Consider the following 10,024-nt stretch of genomic DNA (forward strand, 5'->3'; position numbering starts at 1 on the left):
GACGGGTTTTATCGCAGGCCGGCGGTGAACATCGCGCGTTCTATCGCGCGTTGCATTCCATATGCAGCGTTCCATCAAGCGCGCATCACGCAGCAGCAGCGATGCACGCTTCGGCACCATGCAGAAAACGTCGACACGGGCATTCAGCCGGCGTTTTTTGTGGCGTCCGTTCCTCGCGCGTTGCCGCGCGGCAGCCGCGTCCGGCACGTGGCGGCAACGCCATTTACGCCGATGCGCCACGCAGAAACGACGACGCCGGCGTTGAGCCGGCGTCGTCGTGGACTGGCGCTTGCGATCAGGCCTCCGGCGGCAGCTCGCCCACCGATTCGATCGCCGCGTCGGTCTCCTCGCCCACCAGAGGCTCTTCTCCCACCAGCGAACCGTCCAGCCGCTCCACCGCCTGCAGCTTCTCGCCCTTGGACAGCCGGATCAGGGTCACGCCCTGGGTGTTGCGGCCGACGCGCGAGATTTCCGAGGCGCGCGTACGTACCAGCGTGCCGCCGTCGGAGATCAGCAGCACCTCGTCCCTGCTGCCGGCCAGCACCGCGGCCACCAGCTTGCCGTTGCGTTCGCTGGTCTGGATGCCGATCACGCCCTGCGTGCCGCGTCCCTTGCGCGGGTACTCGGCCAGCGGCGTGCGCTTGCCGTAGCCGTTCTCGGTGGCGGTGAGGATGTAGGCGGCATCGGCGTCGTCGACCGGCTCGGCGATCGCGACCGCATCGCTGCCGCTGTCGATGATCTCCTCCACACCCTCGTCCTCGCCCTCCTCCTCGTCGCCGCCGCCGCGCGCCTGCTCGGCGACGATCAGGCTGACCACTTCCTCGCCCTTGGCCAGGCGGATGCCGCGCACGCCGGTGGCGGTACGGCCCATCGAGCGCACCGCATGCTCGCCGAAACGCACGGTCTTGCCGTTGGACGCGAACAGCATCACGTCGCGCGCGCCGTCGGTCAGCGCCACGCCGACCAGCGCGTCGCCCTCGTCGAGGTTGATGGCGATCTTGCCGCGCGCCAGGCGGAACGCGAACTCGCCGAGCGGGGTCTTCTTGACCGTGCCGTTGCGGGTGGCGAAGAACACGTAGCGGCCGTCGGCGTACTCGCGCACCGGCAGCACCGCCTGCACGCGCTCGCCGTTCTCCAGCGGGATCCAGTTGATGATCGGCCGCCCGCGCGCGTTCGGGCCGGCTTCCGGCAGCTGGTGCACCGGCAGCCAGAACACCTTGCCGCTGCTGGTGAAGGTCAGCAGCGTGTCGTGCGTGTTGACCAGCCACAGCTGGTCGATGAAATCCTCTTCCTTGGTCGCCGCGGCGCTGCGTCCGCGTCCGCCGCGGCGCTGCGCGCGGTAGGCGCTGACCGGCTGGCGCTTGGCGTAGCCGGCATGCGACAGCGTCACCACCACGTCTTCCGGCGCGATCAGGTCGAGGATGTCGAGGTCCTCCTCGCTGTGGCGGATCTCGGTGCGGCGCGCATCGCCGTACTCCTCGCGGATGTTGATCAGCTCGTCGCGGATCACCTGCAGCAGCACGTCCGGGTTCTCCAGGATGCGGATCAGCCCGGCGATGCTGTCGAGCAGCTGCTTGTATTCCTCGGTGAGGCGCTCCTGCTCCAGGCCGGTCAGGCGATGCAGGCGCATCTCCAGGATCTGCGTGGCCTGCACCTCGGTCAGCTGGTAGCCGCCTTCGACCAGGCCGACCCCGGCCGGCAGGTCCTCCGGCTTGGACGCTTCGGCGCCGGCGGCGCCGAGCAGCGAGCCGACCAGCCCGGCTTCCCAGCGCTTGGCCAGCATGCGCTCGCGCGCTTCGGTCGGGTTGGCCGAGGTCTTGATCAGCTCGATCATCTCGTCGATGTTGGCGAGCGCGACGGTCAGGCCTTCGAGGATGTGCGCGCGCGCGCGCGCCTTGCGCAGGTCGAAGATGGTGCGGCGGGTGACCACCTCGCGGCGGTGGCGGACGAACGTCTCCAGCATCTGCTTGAGGTTCATCAGCTGTGGGCGACCGTCGACCAGCGCCACCATGTTGATGCCGAACACCGACTCCATCTGAGTCTGCTGGTACAGATTGTTCAGCACCACGTCGGCCGCTTCGCCGCGCTTGATCTCGATGTAGATGCGCATGCCGTCCTTGTCGGACTCGTCGCGCAGCTCGCTGATGCCCTCGAGCTTCTTTTCCTTGACCAGCTCGGCGATCTTCTCGATCAGCCGCGCCTTGTTGACCTGGTAGGGGATCTCGGTGACCACGATCGCTTCGCGGCCGTTGTCCTGGATCTCGATCTCGGCCTTGGCGCGCATGCGCACCCGGCCGCGGCCGGTACGGTAGCCGGCGACGATGCCGGTGGTGCCGTTGATGATGCCGGCGGTGGGGAAATCCGGGCCGGGGATGTATTCCATCAGCCCGTCGACGTCGATGTCGGGCTGGTCGATCAGCGCGATGCAGGCGTTGATCGACTCGGTGAGATTGTGCGGCGGGATGTTCGTCGCCATGCCCACGGCGATGCCGGCCGAACCGTTGACCAGCAGGCTCGGGAACCGGGTCGGCATGACCGTCGGTTCCAGCTCCTTCTCGTCGTAGTTGGGCTGGAAGTTGACGGTTTCCTTCTCGATGTCCGCCATCATTTCGTGGGCGAGCCGCGACATGCGCGCCTCGGTGTAGCGCATCGCCGCAGCGGAGTCGCCATCGACCGAACCGAAGTTGCCCTGCCCGTCCACCATCAGGTAGCGCAGCGAGAACGGCTGCGCCATGCGCACCAGCGTGTCGTACACCGACTGGTCGCCGTGCGGGTGGTACTTGCCGATGACGTCGCCGACGATGCGCGCGGACTTGTAGTAGGGCTTGTTGCTGTGCGCGCCCAACTCGTTCATCGCGAACAACACGCGGCGATGCACCGGCTTGAGGCCGTCGCGCGCATCCGGGAGGGCACGCCCCACGATCACGCTCATCGCGTAATCGAGGTAGCTCTTGCGCATCTCGTCTTCCAGGTTGACCTGGATGATTTCCTTGGCGGATTCTGCCATTCGGGTTCCGTAGTCTGGTGGCTAATCGACCAGGACGCGAGCCCGCGGGCAGCGGGCCTGCCGGCACCTGAGAATCCGGGGCGCCAGGCGGTCGATCGAACCGCCGAATTCTACCACGACAGGCGCTGCGTTGCCCGGTTTTTGCCGGCCCGAACAAGCACTTGCGTCCCCGGCGGGGCCGGCGGAAGCGGCGCGCGGCGCCGCCGCCGATCAGCCGGCGAACGCGGCGCGCATGCGTTCGGCATCCGGCCGCTCGATCACCCCGCGCTCGGTGACGATCGCATCGATCAGTTCGGCCGGGGTCACGTCGAATACCGGGTTCCACGCGGCGACGCCGTCGGCGACGGTACGCACCCCGCCGACCCCGAACAGCTCGCCCGGATCGCGCTGTTCGATCTCGATCTGCGCGCCGTCGGCGGTGTCCATGTCCACGGTGGACGACGGCGCCACCACCATGAACCCGACGCCGTGGTGGCGCGCGGCGATCGCCAGCTGGTAGGTGCCGATCTTGTTGGCGGTGTCGCCGTTGGCGCAGATGCGGTCGGCACCGACGATCACCCACTGCACCGCGCCGGTCTTCATCAGGTGCGAGGCGGCCGAATCGGCGATCAGGGTCGCGTCGATGCCGTCCTGCTGCAGCTCCCACACGGTCAGCCGCGCGCCCTGCAGCCACGGCCGGGTCTCGCCGGCGAACACGCGCGCGATGCGCCCCTGCGCCATGCCGGCGCGGATCACCCCCAGCGCGGTGCCGAAACCGGCGGTGGCCAGCGAACCGGTATTGCAATGGGTCAGCACGCCGCTGCCGGCGCCGATCAGGCCGGCGCCGAGCTCGCCCATGTGGCGGTTGGCGGCCAGGTCCTCGTCGGCGATCGCCTGCGCCTGGCGCGCGAGCGCCTGGCGCCAGTGGGCGCCGGCGCCCTGCAACACCTTGCGCATGCGCATCAGCGCCCAGGCCAGGTTGACCGCGGTCGGGCGCGCCGCGTTGAGCCGCTGCAGCGCCGGCTCCAGCTTCACCAGCGCCTGCGCGCCGTCGTCGGCGTCGATCGCGTGCGCGGCCAGCACCACGCCCCAGCCGGCGGCGATGCCGATCGCCGGCGCGCCGCGCACCGCCAGCGTGCGGATCGCCTCGGCGACCTGATCGCTGTCGGTGCAGTGCACGTGCTCGACCACGAACGGCAGCTTGCGCTGGTCGAGCAATTCCAGCGCGTCGCCAGTCCACAGGATCGGGCGGATGTGGTCGTAGCGGGCGTAGTCGATATCGGCAGCGGTGGCGTTCATGCGCCCATTGTAAACGCCCGGCGCGGGCGCGGCATTTGGCGCGGCGCTCAGTTGACGCTGAACTCGGCGCGGCAACCCTTGTCCACCCACACGCCGTCGCGGTCCCAGCCCCAGCTTTCGTCCTGCACGCAGGCGGTGCCGGACAGCTGCCGGCGGATCTGCACGTCCTGGTGGATGCTGATGCCGCAGCGGCGCTTGGAACGGCCCTTGGATTCGCACAGCAGGAAGCGCGAGCCGACCGGGAATCCGGAGCCGTCGTTGGCGCCGATTTCGAATTCGCCGCGACAGCCGCGCGACACCCAGATCTCGTTGCGGCGCACGCCCCAGCTGCGCTCCTCGCGGCACGGCACCGACGACAGTTGCCGCATCAGCCGCACCGGCGCGCCGCGCAGCATCACCGGACAACTTTGTACGCGGCCGTCGGACTCGCAGCGCAGCACGCGCCGCATGGTGCCGCGCGGCAGGTCCGGCTGGTTGGGCCGGAATTCGGCGCGGCAGCCCAGGGTCACCCACACGCCGGTGCCGTCCGAGCCCCACTCGCTGCCGCGCACGCAGTCGTTGTCCGACAGCTGCCGCACCAGCTCCACGCCCTGATCGGTCGGCATCGGGCAATGTACCCAGCTCATGTCGCGCGACTCGCAGCGCACGACCGCCGCGGCATAGCCGCCTGCGGGGCCGTCGGCGGCCTGCAGCGCCATCGGCCAGACCGACACCGCCAATCCCAGCCAACACCACCCGCCGAGCCCATACGACCACTTCATGCTTGGCTCTGCCCCCTTGCGTAGAACCTGAACGACGAAGACGACGGAAATCCCTACACCGATGTCGTGCGTGGCCCGATCAAACCATCATCGGCAACGAGAAAGCAAGCCAATGGTTCATGAACGCTGCGGCGTTCATGCGCGCGCGAAATCGTAGGCGAGCACATCCGCGATGCGCGGCGTGCCGCGCATCGCCATCAGCAGCCGGTCCACGCCTACCGCCACGCCGGCGCAATCGGGCAGCGCCGGCAACGCGCGCAGCAGGCGCTCGTCCAGCGGCGGCAGCACCGCGCCGCGCGCCGCGCGCCGCGCGTGGTCGTGCAGGAAACGCCGGCGCTGCTCGGCAGCGTCGTTGAGCTCGTGATAGCCGTTGGCCACTTCGTACGCGCCCAGGTACAGCTCGAAGCGCTCGGCCAGCGGCGGCCGCCCGTCGCGAATGCGCGCCAGCGCGCACTGCGTGGCCGGCCAGTCGTGGACCACGGTGATGCGATCGTCGGGGAACGAGGGCTGGATGCGATGGGTCAGCAGCAGGTCCAGCCAGTCGTCGCGCTGCAGGCCGTCGCCGTCGATGCGGATGCCATGCAGCGCATGCTGCAGTTCGGCTACGGCCGCGACGAACGGATCGATGCCCAGCGTATCGACGAACAGTTGCCGGTAGGTGACGACCCGCAGCGCGGGCTCGCGCGCGACCAGCGCCAGTGCGGCGCGCACCAGTTCCACCGTTTCGTCGACCAGCTGCAGGTGGTTCCAGCCGACCCGGTACCACTCCAGCAGGGTGAACTCGGGATTGTGGCGGCCACCGGCCTCGCCGTTGCGGAACACGCGGCCCAGTTCGTAGCAGTCGCCGACGCCGGCGGCGAGCAGGCGCTTCAACGGGTATTCGGGCGAGGTGCGCAGCCAGCGCAGCGCGCTGCCGGCGTCGACATGGCCGCTGAATCGGGTCTGGAAGCTGTCGATGTTCGGCTCGGTGTTGCCCGCCTCCGACAGCATCGGCGTCTCCACCTCCAGCACCTGGCGCGCGGCGAAGAAGGCGCGGATCCGCGCGTTGAGCGCCGCGCGCAGGCGCAGCGCGGCGATGTCCACGGTCTCGTTCACCGGCTGCGCGCCCGGCCGCTGGCGCCCGCGCGGCGGTGCCGGTTCATCGCGCTGGCTCGTGTTCGGCCAGCAACGCCAGCAACTGCGCCTCGTCCCAGATCGCGATGCCCAGTTCCTGCGCCTTGTCGAGCTTGGAACCGGCCTCGGCGCCGGCGACGACGAAGCTGGTCTTCTTCGACACACTGCCGGCGACCTTCGCTCCCAGCGCCTCCAGCCGGTCCTTGGCCGCATCGCGGCTGAGCTGCTCCAGGCTGCCGGTCAGCACCACGGTCTGGCCGTCGAGCGGCCCGGCGGCGCGTTCGCTGCGCGCCGGCGCCGCGTCGAGCAGGCGGCGCATCGCCGCCTCGGCGTCGCGCAAGGCCCGTACCCTCGCCTCATCGGCCAGGTAGGCGGCCAGGTTGGCGGCGCCGGCAGTCGACAGGCCCGCGCCGGTCCAGCCGCTTTCGTTGGCGCGCAGCAGCGCATCGAGCGTGCCGTAGGTCGCGGCCAGCCGCTGCGCGCTCTTGCCGCCGAGCTTGTCCACCGGCAGCGTCGCCAGCAGATGCGCCAGGTCGAGCCGGTCGTGCAGCTCCGCCGGCGGCGTGCCGTCGTCGGAAAAGCCGATCCCGGCCTGGATCAGCGCATCGACGACGGCGGCGTTGCCCGGCTGCTCGAAGAACGTGGCGATCGAGCGCGCGACCTCGCCGCCGATGTCCGGCAGCGCCTGCAGCAGCACCGCTGGCGTGCTGCGCACGAAGTCCAGCGAACCGAGCCAGTGGGCCAACGACTTGGCGGTGGTCTCGCCCAGGTGCGGGATGCCGAGCGCGAACAGGAAACGCGGCAGCGTGGTGGCGCGACTGGCGGCGATGCCGTCGACCAGGTTCTCGGCCCATTTCGTCGCCAACTTGCCGCCCAGGTCCACGGCCAGGTGCTTGCGCAGGAACGGAGCGTTCTTCCACTGCGGCGGTTCCTGCGCGAGCAGCTTGCGCCCCTGCGCGTCGAGCGCCAGCGCGCCCTTGCTCTCGTCCACAGCCTGCACCAGGTCGGCGGCGGTCGCCGCGTCCAGCGCCGTCTTCATCCGCACCAGGTCCGCCACGCTCAGCGCGTACAGGTCGGCAAGCGAATGCACGAAACCGAATTCGACCAGGGCATCGGCCTGGCGATCGCCCAGGCCCTCGATGTCCATCGCCCGGCGCGAAGCGAAATGGCGCACGGCCTCCTTGCGTTGCGCCGCGCAGGCCAGGCCGCCGCTGCAGCGCCACGCCACCGCCTCCTCTTCCTTGACCAGCTCCGAGCCGCACACCGGACATGCGGCCGGCATCGTCCACGGCACCGTGCCGGCGGGACGGCGCTCCTCGATGACGCGCACCACCTCGGGGATCACGTCGCCGGCGCGGCGCACGATCACGGTGTCGCCTTCGCGCACGTCCAGCCGCGCGATCTGGTCGGCGTTGTGCAAGGTCGCGTTGGTCACGGTGACGCCGGCGACCTGCACCGGTTCCAGCCGCGCCACCGGAGTGACCGCGCCGGTGCGGCCGATCTGCACTTCGATCGCGCGCAGCAGCGTGGACTGCTCCTGCGCCGGGAACTTGTGCGCCAGCGCCCAGCGCGGCGCGCGCGAGACGAAGCCCATCGCCGCCTGCTGGTCGTAGTCGTCCAGCTTGTAGACCACGCCGTCGATGTCGTACGGCAGCGCGTCGCGCATGGCGCCGATGCGGCGGAAATAGGCGATCAGGCCGTCGAAGCCGGTGGCGGTGGCGACTTCGGGCGCGACCGGAAAGCCGAAGCGGCGCAGCAGTTCCAGGGTCTGCGAGTGGGTCTCGGGCAGCTCCAGGCCGCGCACCTCGCCCACCGAGTAGGCGAAGAACGCCAGCGGCCGGCGCCGGGTGACCGCCGGATCCAGCTGCCGCAGCGAACCGGCAGCGCCGTTGCGCGGGTTGGCGAGCAGCCTCTCGTTGCGCTCCAGCGCCTTCGCGTTCCAGGCGGCGAACGCCGCACGCGGCATGTAGACCTCCCCGCGCACCTCGAGCACGGCCGGCGGCGACGCGCCGAGCTCGCGCAGCTTCAGCGGCACCGAGCGCACCTGGCGCAGGTTGGCGGTGACGTCCTCGCCGGTGCTGCCGTCGCCGCGGGTGGCGCCCTGCACGAACACGCCGTCTTCGTAGCGCAGGCTGATGGCCAGGCCATCGAGCTTGGGCTCGACCGAGAATACCGGCGCAGCGAGCTCCAGCTCGCGCTCGATGCGGCGCTCGAAATCGGCGACCTCGGCGAAGCGGGTGCGGTCGTCCGCATCGTCCGCCACGCCCGCGGTCTCGAACGCGTTGGCCAGCGACAGCATCGGGATCGCATGCCGCACCTCGGGAAAGCCGCCATCGGGCCGCGCGCCGACCGTGCGCGTCGGCGAGTCGTCGCGCAGCAACTGCGGATGTTCGGCCTCCAGCGCCTCGAGCTCGCGCATCAGCGCGTCGTACTCGGCATCGGGAATCGACGGATCGGCCAGCACGTAGTAGCGGTGGTTGGCGTCGTCGATGCGGCGGCGCAAGGCGGCGACGCGCTGGAGAAGATCGGGCGAGGCGGTCATGCGCGGCCTGGTGGGTCTCGGGCCGGCGATTTTACCCGGGCGCCGCGGACGGCGGAATCAAGGCCTTGCCCATGGCCTGGCGTGCGGCTAGCGTTCGCCTTCTCACCCGCGCCTGTGGAGCTTCCCGTGTCGATGCCCGTCTCGCGTCGTTCGTTCCTGCAACTGGCCTCCTCGGGGCTGGCCGTCGGCGCGCTGGGCCTGGCCCCCGCGGCCGAGGCCGCGCGCCGCGCCGCGGCCGCGCCGGTGACCGCACCGGCGATCGGCCCGGTCTACCTCAACTTCAACGAATGCCCGCACGGCCCGTCGCCGGCCGCGCAGCTGGCCGCCAGCACCCTGATCACGCGGTCCGGACGCTATCTGTTCGGCCTGTCGGACGAACTGACCGAGCTGTTCGCCAGCCAGAACGGGCTGCCGCCGGACCACGTCGGCGCCTACGCCGGCTCCAGCGACCCGCTCAACCGCGCCGCGCGCGCGTTCACCTCATCCGGCGCGGCGGTGGTGATGGCCGACCCGACCTTCGAGGCAGTGGCCGACGTCGCCGCCGCCAACGGCGCGCCGGTACGCAAGGTGCCCCTGCGCAGCGACGGCGCGCACGACGTCAAGCGCATGGCCGGCATCGACCCGAACGCCGGCCTGATCTACCTGTGCAACCCCAACAATCCCACCGGCTCGGTCACCGCGCGCAAGCAGATCGAATGGCTGCTGGCGAACAAGCCCGTCGGCGCGATCCTGCTGGTCGACGAGGCCTATATCCACTACAGCGAACAGCCGTCGGTGATCGACCTGGTCGCGCGCCACCCCGACCTGCTGGTGCTGCGCACCTTCTCCAAGCTGTACGGCATGGCCGGGCTGCGCCTGGGCCTGGCGATCGCCGCGCCGCCGCTGCTGGCCAGGTTGAACGCACTCGGCGACAACCCGCTGCCGATCACCGCGCTGGCCGCGGGCATCGCCAGCCTGCGCGACCCGCAACTGGTGCCGACGCGGCGCGCGCAGAACGCGCGGATCCGCAACGACACCGTGCAGTGGCTGCGCCGCCAGGGCTACAGTTGCCTGCCCTCGCAGGCCAACTGCTTCATGGTCGACGTCAAGCGCGATGGCCAGGACTTCGCCGCCGCGATGGCCGAGCAGAAGGTGATGGTCGGCCGCAGCTGGCCGATCTGGCCCCGGCGCATCCGCGTCACCGTCGGCACCGAGGCGGAGATGCTGCGGTTTCGCGAGGCGTTTTTGGTGGCGCGCAAGTAAGTAGCGGGACTCGGGACTCGGGACTCGGGACTCGGGACTCGGGACTCGGGACTCGGGACTCGGGACTCGGGACTCGGGACT

The 10,024-nt window shown here is 70.4% G+C and carries 6 protein-coding genes; 1 reads left to right on the forward strand and 5 read right to left on the reverse strand.

The window, feature by feature from the left end; genetic code table 11:
• Positions 1-295: 295 nt before the first annotated feature.
• The 5 genes from gyrA to ligA all read right to left on the reverse strand — a co-directional run bounded on the left by gyrA (position 296) and on the right by ligA (position 8,701).
• Entirely contained in the window at positions 296-3,007 is a 2,712-nt protein-coding gene (gene gyrA, locus JR065_RS19590) for a DNA gyrase subunit A (RefSeq protein ID WP_206236140.1), read from the reverse strand.
• A gap of 210 nt (positions 3,008-3,217) precedes the next feature.
• On the reverse strand, positions 3,218-4,285 hold the full coding sequence (gene mtnA, locus JR065_RS19595; RefSeq protein WP_206236142.1) for an S-methyl-5-thioribose-1-phosphate isomerase: 1,068 nt from the start codon (positions 4,283-4,285) through the stop codon (positions 3,218-3,220).
• A gap of 47 nt (positions 4,286-4,332) precedes the next feature.
• Positions 4,333-5,046 carry a DUF3011 domain-containing protein gene (locus JR065_RS19600; RefSeq protein ID WP_206236144.1) on the reverse strand — a complete coding sequence of 238 codons (714 nt, stop codon included), beginning with the start codon at positions 5,044-5,046 and terminating at the stop codon, positions 4,333-4,335.
• Between the two features lie 135 nt (positions 5,047-5,181).
• A complete protein-coding gene (gene epmA / locus JR065_RS19605) occupies positions 5,182-6,141 on the reverse strand; it encodes an EF-P lysine aminoacylase EpmA (protein WP_206236146.1) in 960 nt (319 codons plus the stop codon).
• A 43-nt stretch (positions 6,142-6,184) separates the two neighbouring features.
• Positions 6,185-8,701 carry an NAD-dependent DNA ligase LigA gene (gene ligA, locus JR065_RS19610; protein WP_206236147.1) on the reverse strand — a complete coding sequence of 839 codons (2,517 nt, stop codon included), beginning with the start codon at positions 8,699-8,701 and terminating at the stop codon, positions 6,185-6,187.
• Between the two features lie 126 nt (positions 8,702-8,827).
• On the opposite strand from ligA, the gene JR065_RS19615 reads away from it, so the two are divergent.
• A complete protein-coding gene (locus JR065_RS19615; RefSeq protein WP_206236149.1) occupies positions 8,828-9,943 on the forward strand; it encodes a pyridoxal phosphate-dependent aminotransferase in 1,116 nt (371 codons plus the stop codon).
• Positions 9,944-10,024: the final 81 nt, after the last annotated feature.

The sequence above is a fragment of the Xanthomonas sp. genome (assembly GCF_017163755.1).
In the GTDB taxonomy this organism is placed as follows: Bacteria; Pseudomonadota; Gammaproteobacteria; order Xanthomonadales; family Xanthomonadaceae; genus Xanthomonas_A.